General features: G+C 68.3%; 19 protein-coding genes. 10 read left to right on the top strand and 9 right to left on the bottom strand.

The annotated features are described in order from the left end of the window. Position 1 precedes the first annotated feature (1 nt). The 7 genes from AC5P78_RS09995 to AC5P78_RS09965 form a co-directional block, all read right to left on the bottom strand. Positions 2–1,534: an MFS transporter gene (locus AC5P78_RS09995; protein ID WP_227415388.1), complete on the bottom strand. Its 1,533-nt coding sequence runs from the start codon at positions 1,532–1,534 to the stop codon at positions 2–4. A gap of 152 nt (positions 1,535–1,686) precedes the next feature. Further along, on the bottom strand, positions 1,687–2,433 hold the full coding sequence (locus AC5P78_RS09990) for a hypothetical protein (RefSeq protein ID WP_414498347.1): 747 nt from the start codon (positions 2,431–2,433) through the stop codon (positions 1,687–1,689). Continuing rightward, positions 2,433–3,053, bottom strand: coding sequence for a DUF3299 domain-containing protein (locus AC5P78_RS09985; RefSeq protein WP_065183953.1), 621 nt, complete (start codon positions 3,051–3,053; stop codon positions 2,433–2,435). The genes AC5P78_RS09990 and AC5P78_RS09985 overlap by 1 nt, the downstream gene beginning before the upstream one ends. Further along, a complete protein-coding gene (locus AC5P78_RS09980) occupies positions 3,043–3,594 on the bottom strand; it encodes a DUF3299 domain-containing protein (RefSeq protein ID WP_044570292.1) in 552 nt (183 codons plus the stop codon). Before AC5P78_RS09980 ends, AC5P78_RS09985 begins: the two co-directional genes overlap by 11 nt. A 2-nt stretch (positions 3,595–3,596) precedes the next feature. After that, entirely contained in the window at positions 3,597–4,850 is a 1,254-nt protein-coding gene (locus AC5P78_RS09975; protein ID WP_049396101.1) for an ABC transporter permease, read from the bottom strand. After that, positions 4,843–5,538 (bottom strand): ATP-binding cassette domain-containing protein, encoded by a 696-nt coding sequence (locus AC5P78_RS09970; protein WP_012480404.1) that lies wholly within the window; start codon positions 5,536–5,538, stop codon positions 4,843–4,845. The genes AC5P78_RS09975 and AC5P78_RS09970 overlap by 8 nt, the downstream gene beginning before the upstream one ends. Beyond that, on the bottom strand, positions 5,535–6,068 hold the full coding sequence (locus AC5P78_RS09965; protein ID WP_099523628.1) for a ZrgA family zinc uptake protein: 534 nt from the start codon (positions 6,066–6,068) through the stop codon (positions 5,535–5,537). The genes AC5P78_RS09970 and AC5P78_RS09965 overlap by 4 nt, the downstream gene beginning before the upstream one ends. Positions 6,069–6,100: 32 nt before the next feature. Here AC5P78_RS09965 and AC5P78_RS09960 point away from each other — a divergent pair, with 32 nt between their 5' ends. After that, entirely contained in the window at positions 6,101–6,574 is a 474-nt protein-coding gene (locus AC5P78_RS09960) for a MerC domain-containing protein (protein WP_049469593.1), read from the top strand. Between the two features lie 166 nt (positions 6,575–6,740). Here AC5P78_RS09960 and AC5P78_RS09955 read toward each other — a convergent pair whose 3' ends face one another. Beyond that, entirely contained in the window at positions 6,741–7,643 is a 903-nt protein-coding gene (locus tag AC5P78_RS09955) for a LysR substrate-binding domain-containing protein (protein WP_495217196.1), read from the bottom strand. A 118-nt stretch (positions 7,644–7,761) separates the two neighbouring features. Between AC5P78_RS09955 and dkgB the strand changes: the two genes are divergently transcribed. The 8 genes from dkgB to AC5P78_RS09915 all read left to right on the top strand — a co-directional run bounded on the left by dkgB (position 7,762) and on the right by AC5P78_RS09915 (position 14,309). Next, complete coding sequence (gene dkgB, locus AC5P78_RS09950; RefSeq protein ID WP_099561431.1) at positions 7,762–8,565, top strand: 2,5-didehydrogluconate reductase DkgB; 804 nt, start codon at positions 7,762–7,764, stop codon at positions 8,563–8,565. An 11-nt stretch (positions 8,566–8,576) separates the two neighbouring features. Then, the gene (locus AC5P78_RS09945; RefSeq protein ID WP_062607185.1) at positions 8,577–9,524 is read left to right on the top strand and encodes a TIGR03571 family LLM class oxidoreductase; all 948 of its coding nucleotides are present in this window, start codon (positions 8,577–8,579) and stop codon (positions 9,522–9,524) included. A 19-nt stretch (positions 9,525–9,543) separates the two neighbouring features. Further along, on the top strand, positions 9,544–10,482 hold the full coding sequence (locus AC5P78_RS09940; protein WP_005413604.1) for a cyclase family protein: 939 nt from the start codon (positions 9,544–9,546) through the stop codon (positions 10,480–10,482). Beyond that, positions 10,479–10,802, top strand: coding sequence for a MoaF-related domain-containing protein (locus tag AC5P78_RS09935; RefSeq protein ID WP_012480409.1), 324 nt, complete (start codon positions 10,479–10,481; stop codon positions 10,800–10,802). The genes AC5P78_RS09940 and AC5P78_RS09935 overlap by 4 nt, the downstream gene beginning before the upstream one ends. A 126-nt stretch (positions 10,803–10,928) precedes the next feature. Next, positions 10,929–11,306: a copper homeostasis periplasmic binding protein CopC gene (gene copC / locus AC5P78_RS09930; RefSeq protein WP_012480410.1), complete on the top strand. Its 378-nt coding sequence runs from the start codon at positions 10,929–10,931 to the stop codon at positions 11,304–11,306. Between the two features lie 10 nt (positions 11,307–11,316). Then, positions 11,317–12,201, top strand: coding sequence for a copper homeostasis membrane protein CopD (gene copD / locus AC5P78_RS09925; RefSeq protein ID WP_062607187.1), 885 nt, complete (start codon positions 11,317–11,319; stop codon positions 12,199–12,201). A 45-nt stretch (positions 12,202–12,246) separates the two neighbouring features. After that, positions 12,247–12,945 (top strand): heavy metal response regulator transcription factor, encoded by a 699-nt coding sequence (locus tag AC5P78_RS09920; RefSeq protein ID WP_012480412.1) that lies wholly within the window; start codon positions 12,247–12,249, stop codon positions 12,943–12,945. Next, the gene (locus tag AC5P78_RS09915; protein ID WP_024956526.1) at positions 12,942–14,309 is read left to right on the top strand and encodes a heavy metal sensor histidine kinase; all 1,368 of its coding nucleotides are present in this window, start codon (positions 12,942–12,944) and stop codon (positions 14,307–14,309) included. The genes AC5P78_RS09920 and AC5P78_RS09915 overlap by 4 nt, the downstream gene beginning before the upstream one ends. Before the next feature lie 135 nt (positions 14,310–14,444). Here AC5P78_RS09915 and AC5P78_RS09910 read toward each other — a convergent pair whose 3' ends face one another. Continuing rightward, positions 14,445–15,386: a LysR family transcriptional regulator gene (locus tag AC5P78_RS09910; RefSeq protein ID WP_414498345.1), complete on the bottom strand. Its 942-nt coding sequence runs from the start codon at positions 15,384–15,386 to the stop codon at positions 14,445–14,447. Positions 15,387–15,492: 106 nt separating this feature from the next. On the opposite strand from AC5P78_RS09910, the gene AC5P78_RS09905 reads away from it, so the two are divergent. Further along, positions 15,493–16,236 (top strand): SDR family oxidoreductase, encoded by a 744-nt coding sequence (locus AC5P78_RS09905; RefSeq protein ID WP_062607191.1) that lies wholly within the window; start codon positions 15,493–15,495, stop codon positions 16,234–16,236. The last annotated feature ends 8 nt before the right edge of the window (positions 16,237–16,244 follow it).

Raw genomic sequence — 16,244 nt, 5'->3', positions numbered from 1 at the left:
TTCATTTTACGCGATCGGCCGCACCCTCGCGGCTGCCAACGCGGCTGCGCAGCAGGCGCGCCAGGATCGTCGCGCCCAGCGCCAACACCGCCGTGATCACCAGCAGCACGATCTGGTAGCCACGGTCATACGCGGCCGCAGCCAGTGCGAACCACTCACCCTGCCCGCTCTCGCGCGCGACATGCAGCGCCTGGGTGAAACCCTCGCGGGCAAGCGCGGGCATGTCTGCCGAGACCGGCAGGAACGCGCTGTACATCGCTGCGCTCAGGCTGCCCAGCATCGCCACCGCCAGCAGGCCGCCGAATTCGTAGGACACCTCTTCGACCGACGAGGCCATGCCTGCGCGGTGTGCCGGCACATTGTTGAGGATGGCGGTGGATGCCACCGAGATGGCCGAACCCATGCCGAAGCCGGTGATGGCCATGCCAGCCACCACCCAGCCAAGGCCGTGCGGAAAGCCGAACGCCACCACGCCGACGCCCAGCGCACCTGCGGCCAGGCCACCACAGATCAGCGGGCGCAGGCCCACCCGGTGCAGGATGCTGCCGCCCAGCAGCGCGCTCGGAAGGCTGCCCAGTGCCGCCACCGAGACCAGCAGGCCCGCCTGCAGCGGCGTGAAGCCTGCAACCAGCTGGAAGCGCTGGGTGGTGACCAGCTGCAGGCCGGCCATCGCGAACAGGGTGAACACCGCCGACAGCGTGCCGGCCAGGAACGCAGGATTGCGGAAGATCGCAAAGTCCAGCAGCGGGTACGGCAGCTGCTGCTGGCGGCGCGCGAACGCCGCACCGCTGATGACGGCCAACAGCAGAGCGCCCGCGCCCAGCGCATACGACGGCGGCGTAGCGATCAGCGACTTGATCGCCAGCACCAGGCCGGACAGTGCCGCCAATGCCAGCACCGAGGACACAAGGTCCCAGGGCCGCGAGGTGTCACGCTGTCCTTCCGGCGCCAGCAGCAACGTGGCCACGAACGCGACCACCACCACCGGCACGTTGATCAGGAACACCGAGCCCCACCAGAAGTGCTGCAGCAACCAACCGCCAATGATCGGGCCGAGCGCCGCACCGACGATGGCCACCGAACCCCAGATCGCGATGGCGATGTTGCGTTCGCGCTCTTCGTGGAAGCTCAGGCCGATCAGCGCCAACGTGGCCGGCATCATCGCTGCGGCACCGACCGCCAGGAACGCGCGTGCGGCAATCAGCTGCGCTGCGGTGTCGGCGAATGCCGCTGCCAGCGACGCGACGCCGAACACCACCAGGCCGATCAGGAACATACGGCGATGGCCGATGCGGTCGCCCAGCGTGCCCGCACCCAGCAGCAGGCCGGCCATCACCAGCGGATAGGCGTTGATGATCCACAGCGCCTGTCCGGCACTGGCCGAGAGTTCCTCGGTCAGCGTCGGCAGTGCGGTGTAGAGCACGGAGTTGTCGAGCGTAACCAGCAGCAGGCCAGCGGCGACGGTAAACAACAGTGCCCAGCGGCGGGCACGCGACAAGGCCGGAGCACCGGCCAAGGGCTGGGACAAAGCCATGGGAGAACCTGGTGGGGGTGGATTACGACCATAACTATACAGGATGTCCTGTACAGTTATGGTCGTCGGAGCCAGCCGATTCAGTTTTTGTAGAGGCAGGCATGCTCGACGGGGCCGCCAGCCAGGCATGGCCTGGCTCTACTGGCAGACGCTCACCGGCAGTCTTCCGGCAGCGCGGCGATGGCCGATACCACGGCCGCCTGCATGCCCTGCCCCACGGCGGCGTCCAGTTCGCCGCCGATGCCCCCATGCTGGCGCCGCAGTTCGTCCTCGCACAGCCCGCGCACGCGCGCACGGGCGTTCGCGCGCAGGCTGCTGCACCGCCAGTCGGTGCCACCCAGCGGCAGCACCGAATACACCACGCTGTTGCAGGCGTTGCCGGCGCGCTGCTGCAACGACAGTCCGCCGAAATCCCGCGGTTCGCTGCTGCGTTGCGGGTCGAAGTAGCTGTCCGGAAACGTGCGTGCGTACTGTTCGATGTCCACGGCCATGCGGCGCCCACCGGCCAACGGCATCTGCAGCGTCTGCCCGCACGGCGTCGCATCGGCGCGATGCTGGATGTACTGGTAGATCGGCCGGTCCAGCGTTGGATCCTGCTGGGTCACCGCGCTGACTGCCGCCAGCACCGGCAGCGATGCACGATTGGCCATGCGCGCCAGCACTCCCGCCTGCGCCGGCTGGCAGCGGTCACGCAATGTTGCCGCGAGCAGGAACAGCACGTCGTTGCGAAACGCGTGGTCGTCACCCAGGCGCTGTTCGATGCGCTGGCTGGCGCCGGACGCAGGTGCCGGAAACGCGACCGCAGGCGGCGCGACGGGTGCGCGCTGCCGCTGCCACCACAGCAGCAGCACCACCCCGCCCAGCAGCACCCCGGCAGCCATGATCCATCGCCTGCGCATCAGTTGCGGATTACCGTCAGCGTGGCTGCCGCGGCATCGTAGGACGCGCTGGCGATGTCCGCGTCGAAACGCTTCACCCGCAGGCGGCCGGCAAGCCGGTACGGATCCCACAGATCGCCCAGCGCGATCGGTGTCGCCAGGGTCACGTGGATGATCTGGTTCGGTGGTGGTGGCGGCACGTGGATGCACGCGCCGTAGAACGGCACGAACAGCAGTTCATCCACCAATCCTGCATCGTTGGTGCCGAGCGGTACCACGTAGCCATCCAGATCCACCGTGCGACCATCGACAGCATCGACCACGCGCGAAGAGCCGAACTGCTTGGCGCGATCCGGGCTGGAATGGTCGATCTCCTGCCCCGGCGGCGTGCCTGAGCCGGTGTCGTCGATCAGCCTGCCCACATCATCCATGCCACCGCGTGACAGGCCGATCTGCGGCGGCGGGCGCTGATAGGTGACCTCGTCGGGCCGCAACGCATCCCAACGGTCGATGGGGGCTTCGGCCGTGGCGGAGGGCGCCGGTTTGTCCTGCGGCGTGACCCCCACCGCATCGCCGCCAGGCGCCGTGCAGCCCGCCAACCACAGGCATCCCAACGCCAGCAACAGGTGACTACGGTTCATACGGCCTCAGCTGTGCGTCACGCATGGTGTAGGCCGAACCGGCCAGATCGTCGTCCAAGCGTTCGGCATGCAAGGTGCCGGCCAGGAAGAACGGCGAATACATGTCAGGCATGTCGATCGGCCGCGGCAGCACCACGTGCACGATCTGGTTCGGCGGCGGTGGTGGCACGTGGATGCAGGCGCCGTAGTACGGCACGAACAGGAATTCGGTCAGCCGCCCGTCCTGCGCGTTGGCCAGTGGTACCACGTAGCCCGGCAGGCGCACCGGCCGCTGCAGTACCGTGTCCACGGTGCGGAAGGTGCCGAACTGCGGCATGCGCCGGTTGCCGTTGTGTTCGACTTCCGGGCCCTCGCCGCGTTCCAGCGCGGCCAGCTCGTCCTTGGGCATCATCTGCAGCCAGTCCAGCTCCTGCTCTGCCGCATCCGCAGCGTCAGCGCGGTCGACAACCGGCGCGGGTGGCAGGGCCTGCACACCGGTATCCACCGGCCGCTCGCAGGCAACCAGGGCCAGTACCATCGGCAGCGACAGCATCCAGCGCATGCTCAGCCTCCCGGTGAAAGGCCATCGGCCAAGGTGCTCCGGTAAGCGAGCAACGCCGGGACCAGCCCAGCCGCCGCACTGATCGCCAGCACGCCTGCCACCCACGCCAGCTCGCGGCCATCCGGCCAGACATGGGTGATCGACAGGCCGAAGGTGGCCAGTACCCAGCCGCGCCCGGCAATGCTGGCGACCACCAGCAGCGACAGGGCCAGCACGCAGGCCACCGCACTGGTCGCCACCGCCTCCACCACCAGCAGGCCAGCGATGTAACCCGGTCGCGCGCCGGTGGCACGCAGGATGGCCATCTCACGCCGCCGCTCCTGCAGGGTCGAGACCAGCAGCGCCACCAGCGAGACCATGCCCAGCAGTACCACCATCGCACTGATCAGCTGCAACGCCCGCTCGGCGGTGCCCAGTGACTGCCACAGCTGCTGCAGGGTCACGCCGGGCAGGATCGCCAGCATCGCCTCGTCCGGATACTCGTTGATCCTGCGCTGTACCGAGAACGTGGCGATGCGCGAATTCAGTCCGAGCATGAAGGCGGTGATGCTGGTCGGAGTCAGGTCCAGGTGGCGCGCCTGCTCGGCGCTGACGCGCTGGCTGCGCAGCTGCACGCCGGATCGCCAGTCGACATGGATCGCTTCGATCGCCGGCAGCGAAACCAGCAGCGACGAATCCACCGGCGTGCCGGTGCGCTGCAGGATGCCGGCAACACGGAATGGCTTGTCGGCATGCGTGGCCAGCGTGACCGCGCCGGTGCCGTGTGCCAGCACGATCTGGTCACCGAGGCCGACCTTCTGCGCGCGCGCCACCTCGGCACCGATCACCACGTCATACAGATCATCGAACGGCCGTCCGTCCGCGAACGCAAGCGCGTGCCCGGCGCCATAGCGGTAGTGCTCGAAATAGCCATCGCTGGTACCGACCACGCGGTAGCCGCGCCACGAATCGCCCAGCGAAAGTGGCACCGCCCACTTCACCTGCGGCAACGCGGACAGCTCCTGGTAGGACTGCCAGGACACGTTGTTGGTCGGGTCACCGATATGGAACACCGAGTACAGCAGCAGGTTCACCGGCCCCGAACGCGCACCGACGATCAGGTCGGTGCCCGACACCGTGCTGGCGAAGCCTTCGTGTGCCTGCGTGCGCACGCGCTCGACGCCCAGCAACAGCACCACGCTGAGGGTGATGACCAGCACGGTCAGGCCCACGCTCAACGCACGGCTGCGCAGGCTGGCCCAGGCAAGCTCAAGCATGGCCGGCACCTGCCTGGTTGATCTGAGACAGGGCAATCGTGCGGTCGAACAACGGCTGCAGGCTGTCGTCATGGCTGACCACCAGCACCGTGGTGCCGGCCGCCTGGCACTGCGCGGACATCAGCTTCAGGAACGCGGTTGCCGCTTCACGGTCAAGCGCCGAGGTGGGCTCATCGGCCAGCAGCAATGCCGGACGACCGATCAGGGCACGTGCTGCCGCCACGCGTTGTTGCTGGCCAACACTGAGCGTACCTGCGCGCCGCTGCATAAGCTCAGGGTTGAGCTGCAGGGCCTGCAGCAGGCGGGCGATCTCGGCATCCAACGGCCCACTGATGCGCGCGCTGCGCAGGCGCGAAAAGCGCAGGCCCAGCGCAATGTTGTCGCGCACGCTGAGGAACGGCAGCAGGTTGAACTGCTGGAAGATCACGCCCAGCTGGTCGGCGCGGAAGCGATCCCGCGCCGCGCCTCCCATGTCCTGCAGCGCCTGGCCGGCCACCTCGACACGGCCCTTGCCAGGCAGCAGCACGCCTGCCAGCAGGCCCAGCAGGGTGCTTTTGCCGCCACCGCTGATTCCCCGCAGCAATACGCTGCTGCCCTGCTCGACCCATAATCGCGGGATGTCCAGCACCCGCTGCATGCCGTAGCCGAACTGCACGTCTTCCAGCGAGATCACCGGTGCCGCGCTCACGGTGCCAGCACCACGCGCAGGCTGTCGGGCGTCAGCACGCTGCGATTCTGGCCGTTGGCGGTTGCGCTGTTGACGATGACTTCGTGCAGACCCGGGAACAGTACGGGCAGGCGCACGACGATGGCGCGCAGCGCGGCAGGTTTGGCACAGTGGTACTGCAGCGTTGCGCTGAAACCTGCGTGACGGTGCTGTCCCGGCGGCGGCGCGGCGGCCGTCGCGTCGAATCCCTCGGCCTTGGCATCGTTGCCTGAAAGGCGGCAGCCTGCGGCGGTGGGCAAGGTGACCCAGCTGCCGCCCTTCAGCACTGTCGTAGCCCGTGCCAGCGCGGCCTGCTCGGCTGCATTGGCCGGCGGTCGCTCGTAATCGAGGATGCCGATGCCGGGGGCCTGCAGGGCGAACTCCAGCGTCTGCCGGTCAAGCGCAACATCGACGGTCGCCTGGCCGTGCACGTGCGGTGCGTGCTGGCGGATGTCATGGGCCTGCGCGGCACTGGCAGCCAGCAGCAGGAAAAGAGCAGCAGAACGCTTCATGGGGGAGGCTCCAATTGTTACTATGTAACATTATGGACCACATCCCCACGACGCCCGCAAGGGCCCTGGCCCAGCCGCCAACTTCGGCACGCTGGCACCCCCGCTTCGATCTTGCCGGGGCCTGGCTGTCCCTGGCCTGCGCCGCCCACTGCATCGCCCTGCCCCTGCTGCTGGCCTTCGTGCCGGCTGCGATGATGGCGCTGCGCTCGTTCCAGCATCCCGGCCATGGCGCGATGACATTGCTGTTGATGATGTCGCGCTGGGAATGGCTGTTCGCGCTGCTGGCCTCGTCGCTGGCCTTGGCGAGTACCTCGGCCGGGGTGCACCGGCACGGGCGCTGGCGGCCGGTGCGGCTGGCCTGCGCCGGCACCATCCTGCTGCTGTCGGCCTCGCTGTACCTGCCGCTGAAGGAATCGCTGCTCTGGCATGGCGTGGCGACAGCCAGTGGTGGCGTGCTGCTGGCATGCGCGCACATCGGCAACCGGCGCGCGCTGCGCACCCGCTGACACCGGCCGCTGGCCGGCAGCCCCGGGGACCCGGCAGCCGGCCAGCGGCCGGCTCTACCCATCCGTACGTGGGCCACGCATCAGGTGATACGCATTTGGTAGTGCCGGCCGCTGGCCGGCAGCCCCAAGGACCCGGCAGCCGGCCAGCGGCCGGCTCTACCGATCTCTATTCGTCGAACGGACGCTGGCCGAGCGTCTGCGTCACGTGGTCGACGAAACAGGTGATGCGGGCGGCCAGCGCGGTGTTGCGGTAGTACACCGCGTTGATCGGCTGCCGCACTTCCTGCGTCTGCCTGGCGAACAGCTGCACCAGGCGGCCTTCGCGCCGGTCCTGGCGGGTCAGGAAGTCGGACAGGCAGGCGATGCCCAGCCCGGCCACCGCCATCTGCCGCAGTCTCTCGCCACTGGATGAAGCGATCGCCGGCTCGATCACGAAAGGCCCACCATCGGCATCCTGCAGCGGCCATTCGTTCAACGAACTGGGCTGGGTGAAGCCCAGCAGGTCGTGCTCGCGCAGCTGCTCCACGCGCGTGGGCGTGCCGTGGCGGCGCAGGTATTCGGGGCTGGCCACCACCCGGATGCGGCTGTGGCCGATCGGCCGCGCATGCAGGGTCGAGTCGCGCAGCACGCCGATGCGGAACGCTACGTCGGTGCGCTTCTCGATCAGGTCGGTGATGCCTTCATTGGAATTCAGCTCCAGCTCCACCTGCGGGTAGCGCTCACGGAACCCCTCAAGCAGCGGCACGATCACGTGCAGCATGAACGGCGTGGCGGCGTCCACGCGCAGGCGCCCGACCGGCTGCAGCCGCCGCGCGGCCATCTGTTCCTCGGCCTCGTCCACCGTGGCCAGGATCGTGCGCGCGTACTCCAGGAACGCCGCGCCTTCCTCGGTCAGTTCCAGCCGCCGCGTGGTCCGTCGCAGCAGCGTGGTCTGCAGCTTGTCCTCCAGCCGCGCCAGGGTGCGGCTGGTGGCAGAGATGGTCAGTTCCAGCGCCTCGGCCGCCGCCGTGATCGAACCGCTGTCGACCACGGCCACGAAGGCCTTCAGCTCATCCAGGGTGGTTTTCATTTTTTACCTCGGCGCAAAAGCGTTTCCCGTATACACGGCTTAATCAACAAATGTAAAGCGCCCACACTTCGCCCTGTCCCGAGCCCACCGGCTCTCAACGAAGTCCCTGGAGTCCATCATGAGCGTTCCTTCCTTTGGCGTCGGCACCTTCCGCCTGACCGGCCAGACCGTCATCGACTCGGTGCGCAACGCCCTCGACGTTGGCTACCGTGCGGTCGATACCGCGCAGATCTACGGCAACGAAGCCGAAGTCGGCCAGGCCATCGCCGAATCCGGCGTCCCGCGCGACCAGCTGTTCCTGACCACCAAGATCTGGGTGGACAACTACGCCGCCGACAAGCTGATCCCGAGCCTGCGCGACAGCCTGGCCAAGCTGCGCACCGACTACGTCGACCTGTTGCTGATCCACTGGCCGGCGCCGGGCAATGGCGTTGAACTGCGCGAGTACATGACCGCGCTGGCCGAAGCCAAGACGCTGGGCCTGACCCGCCAGATCGGTGTGTCCAACTTCAACATCGAGCTGACCCGGCAGGCCATCGAGGTGGTCGGTGCCGCCGAGATCGCCACCAACCAGATCGAACTGAGCCCGTACCTGCAGAACCCGGCACTGACCGCCTTCCTGCAGGACCAGGGCATCACCGTGACCTCCTACATGACCCTGGCCTACGGCAAGGTACTGAAGGATCCGGTGCTGGCCGCCATCGCCGACAAGCACCAGGCCACCGTGGCCCAGGTCGCGCTGGCGTGGGCGCTGCAGCGGGGTTACTCGGTCATTCCGTCCTCGACCAAGCGCGAGAATCTGGCCAGCAACCTGCTCGCCCAGGACCTGCACCTGGATGCCGATGACATGGCCGCGATCGCTGCACTTGACCGCAACGGCCGCGAAGTCGATCCGCCGGGCCTGGCCCCGGCCTGGGACTGAGGAGCCTGGCCATGGGCAGTGCGTTGGCGCGGCTGCAGGCCGGTGGTTTCAGCATCGGCATCGAAGCACCGCTGGACAATGACTGGACGCCGCTGGGCGAACAGGCACGACGCGCCGCGCGACGCCTGCCCGGTGAACCGGACCTGCAGCGCCATGCGGAACTGGCACGGTTGGCCGACCGCCTCGGCTTCCGTGCGCTGTGGGTACGCGACGTGCCGGTGTACGACCCGGCCTTCGGCGATGCGGCGCAGGTGTTCGAGGTATTCAGTTACCTCGGCTACCTGGCCGGCATCACCAATGACATCCTGCTGGGCACCGGTGCGGTGGTGCTGCCGATCCGTGAGCCCTTGCTGACCCTGAAGTCGGCGCGCAGCGTGCAGCGGCTGAGCGGCGACCGCCTGTTGCTGGGCGTGGCCAGTGGCGACCGCCCGGTGGAGTACCCGCTGTTCGGTCGCGACTTCGACAGCCGTGGCAGCCGTTTCCGCGAGCAGATCGCATTGCTGCGCGAAGGCGCCGCCGCGCACCTGCCGCAGGGCCTGGTCGTGCTGCCCGCCGATGGCCCGGCCCTGCCGTTGTTCGTGGCCGGCCTGGCCCAACAGCAACCAGCATGGATCGGCCAGCACATGGATGGCTGCCTGGCCTACCCGGGCGCGCCGCAGGACCATGCGCAACGCGTGGCGGCGTGGCGCGCCGTGGCCGGCAACAAGCCGTATGCCAGCTTCATCCACCTGGACCTGGTGGACGATGCCGACGCCCCCCTGCAGCGCTGGCGCTTCGGCCTGCGTGGCGGCCGCATCGCCCTGCTGGCCGAGCTGCACGCCATGCAGGCGGCCGGTGTCGACCACATCGGCCTGCAGTTCCGCCGCAACGAACGGCCGTTGGCCGAAACCTTCCACGAAATCGCCGAGTACGTGCTGCCGCACTTCCCGGCCCATGCCGGCGCCACCGCGACGGCCTGACAGTTACCGGAGCTTTGCCATGAAGATGAAGACCCTGGCCGCGCTTGCGCTGGCCACCCTGCCGCTGTCCTTCCAGGCCACCGCCGAGGAGTGGTATCCCTCTGCCTACGGCGCCAACGACGAGATCGGCGCGGCCAACCTGCTCACCGCTGACGTGGTCAAGCACGCGGTCTCGCTGGTCAGGACCGGCAAGACCTATCCGCTGGCGGTGCCGGTGGACAAGAACCTGCCCGCGTTCCGCCACCGCAGCTTCCGCCTGTACAACGTGCAGGTCGGCCAGCAGGCCGGCAAGTCGCTGGGCCCCAACAAGTTCACCTTCAACGATGAACTGGTGAACGCCTGGACCGGCGTTGGCACCCAGCTCAACGGCATCGGCCATATCGGCATCGACAACGTCTACTACAACGGCAACAAGGCCGCCGACTTCGTCACCGTGGACGGCGTACGCAAGCTCGGCGTCGAGAAGGTGCCGCCGATGGTCACCCGCGGCGTCGTGCTGGACATGACCGCGTACTACGGCAAGGCGATCGTGCCCGGCGGCACCGAGTTCACCGTGGCCGACATCCAGGCCGTGCTGAAGAAGCAGGGCCTGAGCCTGCGCAAGGGCGACGTGGTGCTGTTCAACACCGGTTGGCTGGAACTGATCGGCAAGGACAACACGCAGTTCCTGGAAGTGGAGCCGGGTATCGGCATGGAGGCCGCGAAGTGGCTGGCCGACCAGGGCATCGTCGCCTTCGGTGGCGACACCTGGGCCTCGGAGGTCTACCCGAACCCGAACGGTGCCGAGGAGTTCCCGATCAACCAGTACATGCTGGCCAAGCGCGGCATCTACAACCTGGAGCTGATCGACAGCCGTGCCCTGGTGCGCGACAAGGCCTGGGAATTCCTGTTCGTGCTCGGCCAGCCCCTCTACGTCGGCTCGACCCAGGTCAACATCAATCCGGTGGCGATCCGATGAACACAGCTCCCGCCTTGCCGTTGTTCGCCGGCCGCCGCTTCCGCGTCAGCTATGACGGCCTGGCCGCCGACAATGTCTACAGCGCCGATGGCCGCCACGTGCAGTACGCCATCCTCTCCGGCGCCTATGCCGGTGCGCAGGGCGAAGCCGCCTGCGAGTGGCAACAGATCAGCGAAGGGGTCTATGCCCTTTCGTGGCAGGAAGCCGATGGCGCAACGGTCGTGCATGTCGATGACTTCGTCGGCGGGCGTTCGCTGGCCTGGTTCACCGCCACCGATGGCAGTTTCCATCGCATGCAAGGGCCGTTGGCAGCACTGTGACGCTGGCCAGCTGCCGGCACCACCTGTGCGTGGACGGAACATTACAGATCGGTAATGTTCGGGTCAGGGCAGCGAAAGGCGCTGCCCTCCACCCTGAGGGCCACTTCTTCCACAGGTGTCCCGCGCATGACCCGTTCCCTTCGCCGCTCTGCCACCCTCGCGCTTCTCCTGTCTGGCCTCGCGGTTGCGCCGCTGGCCCTGGCCCATCCCAGCCTGGTGCGTTCGACGCCGGCCGCCGACGCCACCATAGCCCCGGCGACCGAGATCACGCTGCAGTTCAGTGAGAAGGTGATGCCGCGTGCCACCCGCATCGAACTGAGCATGGACCATGGCCGCATGAAGATGGCCATGCCCACCACCGCGCAGGACCTCTCCGAAGATGGGCACACGCTGCGTGCGCGCTTCGCCAAGCCGCTGCCCGCCGGCAGCTACGCACTGCAATGGCGCGCGGTCGGCCAGGACAGCCACCCGATCACCGGCAACTACCGCTTCACCGTGAAGTAAGGCTGCCGTCGTGGCCGAGCTCTCGCCGTATGCGCTGCGGCTGGCGCTGTACCTGGTGCTGATGCTGCTGTTCGGGCGGATGCTGTTCGTCCGTCCGGGGTTGCCACGCGGCGTCCCGCTGGCGCTCGCCCTGATCGCGTTGGCCGTGGTGGTCACCGATGCCATCACCCGGTTGTCCGGTGTGCTCGGCATCGCGCCGGCCGACATCGACCCAGCAACGGCGCACTGGTTCCTCACCGGCACGCCGGTAGGTGAAGCCGGCCTGCTGCGCACCGTGGCGGTGCTGGCGATGCTGCCCCTGCTGGCAGCCGCCACGCCGCTGCGGGGCCTGCGCCGCCTGGCCCTGCTCGCATTGTCCGCCACGGCATTGGCCAGCCTGTCCTGGAACGGCCATGCCGCCGCCGGCGATGGATTCGGTGGCACGATGCGGCTGGTGGCCGGCATCGTGCACCTTCTGGCCGCCGGCGCCTGGGTCGGCGCGATCGCCGCCATCCTGCAGCTGGCGCTGCGTCCGCAGGGCCTGCGCCTGCGAGAACGCACCCGCGAGCTGTGGCAGGCCGCCCACAGCTTCGCCCTGCCCGGCACGATCATCGTCGCCCTGCTGGCGATGACCGGCACCTATACCTATGTCGATCTCGGCGGTTCCATACAGACCCTGACCGGCGCCGCGCACGGACGCTGGCTGCTGCTCAAACTCGCCCTGGTCGGTGGCATGCTGGGCCTGGCCGCGCTGCATCGCTGGCGGCTGGTGCCGGCGCTGGCGGTCTCCATCCGTGGCGGCTGGCAACCCAGGCCGCTGCGCTCGCTCCGCCAAAGCCTGGCCTGCGAATCGCTGCTGGCGCTGCTGGTGCTGGCCTGCGTCGCGGTGCTTGGCACGCTGGACCCACTGGCATGATCAATCCGTTCCGGTACGGGCCCAAGCTGCGATGATGGGCGCATCATGAAACTGCTGATCGTCGAAGACGAACCCAAGACCGGCAACTACCTGCGCCAGGGGCTGATCGAGGCCGGCTACGTGGTCGATCTCGCCTGCAACGGCGTCGACGGGCTGCACCTGGCCGGCAGCGGCGAGTACCAGCTGGTCATCCTCGACGTGATGCTGCCCGGCCTGGATGGCTGGAACGTGCTGTCGCGGCTGCGCGAGGCCGGCTGGCAGGTGCCGGTACTGTTCCTGACCGCGCGCAGCAGCATCGCCGACCGCGTGCAGGGCCTTGAGCTGGGCGCCGACGACTACCTGGCCAAGCCATTCGCCTTCGCCGAGCTGCTGGCGCGGGTACGCACCCTGCTGCGTCGCGGCCAGGCGCAGCCGCAGGCCGAGCGCATCGTCATCGCCGACCTGGTGGTGGACACCCTGCGCCGCCGGGTTGAACGCGGCGGCCAGCGCATCACCCTCAGCCAGAAGGAATACACCCTGCTGGAGCTGCTGGCGCGCCGACGTGGCGAAGTGCTGCCGCGCTCGTTGATCGCTTCGCAGGTGTGGGACATGAATTTCGACAGCGACACCAACGTGATCGACGTGGCGATCCGCCGCCTGCGCGCGAAGATCGACGATGACTTCGATGCCAAGCTGATCGTCACCGTGCGCGGCATGGGCTATGTGCTGGAGGCGCCGGACGACGGTGCAGTGCACAGCGGATGAGCCTGCGCCGTTCCATCGCGGTGCGGCTGACGCTGCTGTTCGCCATCGTGGCCACGCTGGTGCTGGCCGCGTTGGGCGTGGCGATCTATGTCAGTGCCCGCCACGACCTGGTCGCCCAGGACTTCGTCGAACTGGAAAACAAGGTCGCGTTGATCCGTGACCTCGCCGATAACGGACCTGCGTCCGCACGCGGGAAGCGCTTGGCAGAGGCGCTGGGCCATCATCCGGATATCGCCTTCCACGTTGTTGATGGGCGTGGCGCGGTGCTGTTCTCGACCGCACCGGCACTGCTGCGCGAGCATGCACGCGGCCAGCCGATCGACGCCGCGCCACGGCGGCACGACTGGATCCTCGCCGATGGCCGCTGCATGCATGCCCTGCACCTGCGCCAGACCCTGGCCGACGGCAGCCCGCTGGTCACCCTGCTGGCCATCGATGACGACCGCCATGCCGATTTCCTGCAGCGCTTCCGCCACCTGCTGGCGATCGCGATCATCGGCGCCGCCGTGGCCAGCAGCCTGCTCGGCGGTTATGTGGTGCGGCGTACGCTGCGGCCGCTGCGCACGCTGGCCGATGAGGCCAGGCAGATCACCGCCGGTCGCCTGCAGCGCCGCCTGAGCGCGCGCAGTGCACCGGCCGAACTGGAGCAGTTGGCGCAGACCCTCAACGGCATGCTGGCACGCCTGCAGCAGGACTTCGCGCGGCTGACCGAGTTCTCCGGTGATCTCGCCCACGAGTTGCGCACCCCGATCACCAACATGCTGACCCAGGTGCAGGTGGTGCTGGCGCACCCGCGCAGCAACGAGGCCTACCGCGAGACGCTTGCGTCGTGTGCCGAGGAACTGCAGCAGCTGGCGCAGACCGTGGGCGACCTGCTGTACCTGGCGCAGGCCGAGGCGCCGGGCGCGCTGCCCTCACGCGAGCTGGTGGCGCTGGATGGGGTGGTGGATTCGCTGCTCGAGTTCTACGACCTGCTGGCCGAGGACCGGCAGTTGACCCTGCGCCGCGACGGTGTGGCGAGCGTGGAAGGCAACCGCCTGATGCTGCACCGCGCGATCGCCAACCTGCTGTCCAACGCGTTGAAGCACGCAGCCGTGGGCAGCGAAGTACGGGTGCGGCTGATCGAGGCCGATGGCGTGTGCAGGGTCAGCGTGCACAACCTTGGCACGCCGATTGCCGCCGAAGCGCTGCCGCGCCTGTTCGATCGCTTCTACCGCGGCGAGCGCGGCCGCCACGAAGGTGCCGGACTGGGGCTGGCGATCACCCGCGCGATTGCACAGGCCCATGGCGGTAGTGTGAGTGTTGTGTCGGATGACACCGGCACCGTGTTCGAGCTGGTGCTGCCGGGCGCCGCCGCCCGGTAGTGCCGACCGCTGGCCGGTACCCCGGTACATCAAGCGCATTGCAGTTGCCGGCCAGCGGCCGGCACTACCCTGCACAGCCAGCCCATGGCAGCGTCTCAGGAACGTTGCTTCGGTGCTGCCGGTCAGCGGCCGGCACTACCCAGCACGCGCGCCCCTGGTCGGTAGTGCCGGCCGCTGGCCGGCAACCCCGGTCTGCTCGAACACCCCGGCCACCCAGTCGATGAACACCCGCAAGCGTGGCGACGGCGTGCGGTTGCGCGGGTAGACCAGACTCAACGGGCTTGGCGTCGGCGGCGTCTCAGGCAACAGCTCGACCAGCTGCCCGCGCGCGATATACGGGTCCATCCGGTAGCGCGGCGCCTGGATGATGCCCAGGCCCGCCAACGCGGCCCCAAGGAATGCATCCGCGCCGGAAACACGCACCCGCGCCTGCAGCGGCACGTAGCGCACCTGTCCCGCCTGCTGGAACTCCAGGGGGATCAGCTGGCCGGTGGCGCTGGAGCGGTAGCCGATCATCTGATGGCCTTGCTCCAGCGATTCAATGGTATCGGGCAGGCCGTGCGCCTGCACATAACCCGGCGCGGCCACCGTGACCTCGCGCAGCATCGTCAACCGGCGCGCCGCCAGATCGCTGTCGGCCAGCGTCCCCACCCGCAACGCCGCATCCACGCCTTCGCGCAGCAGGTCGACATAGCGGTCGCCTTCACTGACGTCCAGCTCGATCTCCGGGTAGCGCCGCAGGAATTCCGGCAGGTGCGGAAACAGCAGGTGCCGGCCCAGCGTGCCATGTACTTCAATGCGCAGCGGCCCGCGTGGCGGGGCATCACGGAACGCAGCCTCGGCATCGTCCATGTCGGCGATCAGGCGCAGGCAACGGCCATAGAAGGCCTCGCCTTCCAGCGTCGGCACCACCAGCCGGGTGGTCCGGTGCAGCAGGCGCACGCCCAGCCGCTGTTCCAGCGCCTTGATCGCGTCGGTCACCGTGGCCCGCGGCAGGCCCAGGTCCTCGGAGGCCCGGGTGAAGCTGCGGCGCTCGACGATACGGACGAAGGCGCGCATGGCCGTGAAACGATCCATTGTTCGGCTGTCCGGATGATGTTGACGGATTGTGCAGGATTATTCGAAAGGACAATCTCGCGAAGATGGCCCTGTGCCACTTCGGCGCGCCCCAGTGGAAGCCACCATGACCCTCTCCCCCGCCCGCTCTGTCGCCCTGGTCACCGGCGGCTCCCGTGGCATCGGCGCCGCCATCTCCCGCCGCCTGGCGGCTGAAGGCCACGCGGTCGCGATCAACTATGCGGGCCGCCGCGACGACGCCGAAGCCTTGGCGGCCGAACTCAGCGCGGCCGGCGCGCAGGCCATCGCGCTGCAGGCCGATGTCGCCGATCCGCAGGCGGTGCGGCAGCTGTTCGATGCCATCGAGGCGCGCTTCGGCGGTATAGACGTAGTGGTGAACAGTGCCGGCGTGTTGCAGCTGGCACCATTGGCCGATACCGACGACGCCCTGTTCGAGAGGGTGATCGGGATCAACCTGAAAGGCGCCTTCAACGTGCTGCGCGAGAGCGCGCGACGGGTGCGCGACGGTGGCCGCCTGATCACCCTGTCCACCAGCGTGGTTGGCATCAAGCTGGAGAACTACAGCGTGTATGCCGCCAGCAAGGCGGCGGTGGAGACGATGGGCGCGATCCTCAGCAAGGAGCTGCGCGGGCGCAACATCACCGTGAATGCAGTGGCGCCCGGCCCGACCGCCACCGACCTGTTCCTGGACGGCAAGTCGCCGGAACTGATCGAGCGGCTGGCGAAGATGAACCCCTTGGAGCGGCTGGGTACGCCGGAGGACATCGCCGGTGCGGTTGCCTTCCTGGCCGGTGCCGATGGCGGATGGATCAACGGCCAGGTGCTGCGCGCCAATGGCGGGATGGTGTAGTTCGCGGC

The organism is Stenotrophomonas sp. YJH_SMC_133, from assembly GCF_059370655.1.
Note: the sequence above shows the minus strand (reverse complement) of the source record. Positions and strands in the feature narration are given on the sequence as shown.

Excerpts from the sequence above, each read along its gene's own strand:
- AC5P78_RS09920 (WP_012480412.1), top strand. The coding sequence starts at position 12,247 with ATGAAACTGCTGATCGTCGAAGACGAACCCAAGACCGGCAACTACCTG.
- AC5P78_RS09945 (WP_062607185.1), top strand. The coding sequence starts at position 8,577 with ATGGGCAGTGCGTTGGCGCGGCTGCAGGCCGGTGGTTTCAGCATCGGC.
- AC5P78_RS09990 (WP_414498347.1), bottom strand. The coding sequence starts at position 2,433 with ATGCGCAGGCGATGGATCATGGCTGCCGGGGTGCTGCTGGGCGGGGTG.
- AC5P78_RS09980 (WP_044570292.1), bottom strand. The coding sequence starts at position 3,594 with ATGCGCTGGATGCTGTCGCTGCCGATGGTACTGGCCCTGGTTGCCTGC.
- AC5P78_RS09910 (WP_414498345.1), bottom strand. The coding sequence starts at position 15,386 with ATGGATCGTTTCACGGCCATGCGCGCCTTCGTCCGTATCGTCGAGCGC.
- AC5P78_RS09915 (WP_024956526.1), top strand. The coding sequence starts at position 12,942 with ATGAGCCTGCGCCGTTCCATCGCGGTGCGGCTGACGCTGCTGTTCGCC.
- AC5P78_RS09965 (WP_099523628.1), bottom strand. The coding sequence starts at position 6,068 with ATGAAGCGTTCTGCTGCTCTTTTCCTGCTGCTGGCTGCCAGTGCCGCG.
- AC5P78_RS09955 (WP_495217196.1), bottom strand. The coding sequence starts at position 7,643 with ATGAAAACCACCCTGGATGAGCTGAAGGCCTTCGTGGCCGTGGTCGAC.
- copC (WP_012480410.1), top strand. The coding sequence starts at position 10,929 with ATGACCCGTTCCCTTCGCCGCTCTGCCACCCTCGCGCTTCTCCTGTCT.
- AC5P78_RS09960 (WP_049469593.1), top strand. The coding sequence starts at position 6,101 with ATGGACCACATCCCCACGACGCCCGCAAGGGCCCTGGCCCAGCCGCCA.
- AC5P78_RS09985 (WP_065183953.1), bottom strand. The coding sequence starts at position 3,053 with ATGAACCGTAGTCACCTGTTGCTGGCGTTGGGATGCCTGTGGTTGGCG.
- AC5P78_RS09935 (WP_012480409.1), top strand. The coding sequence starts at position 10,479 with ATGAACACAGCTCCCGCCTTGCCGTTGTTCGCCGGCCGCCGCTTCCGC.
- dkgB (WP_099561431.1), top strand. The coding sequence starts at position 7,762 with ATGAGCGTTCCTTCCTTTGGCGTCGGCACCTTCCGCCTGACCGGCCAG.
- AC5P78_RS09975 (WP_049396101.1), bottom strand. The coding sequence starts at position 4,850 with ATGCTTGAGCTTGCCTGGGCCAGCCTGCGCAGCCGTGCGTTGAGCGTG.
- AC5P78_RS09905 (WP_062607191.1), top strand. The coding sequence starts at position 15,493 with ATGACCCTCTCCCCCGCCCGCTCTGTCGCCCTGGTCACCGGCGGCTCC.
- AC5P78_RS09940 (WP_005413604.1), top strand. The coding sequence starts at position 9,544 with ATGAAGATGAAGACCCTGGCCGCGCTTGCGCTGGCCACCCTGCCGCTG.
- AC5P78_RS09995 (WP_227415388.1), bottom strand. The coding sequence starts at position 1,534 with ATGGCTTTGTCCCAGCCCTTGGCCGGTGCTCCGGCCTTGTCGCGTGCC.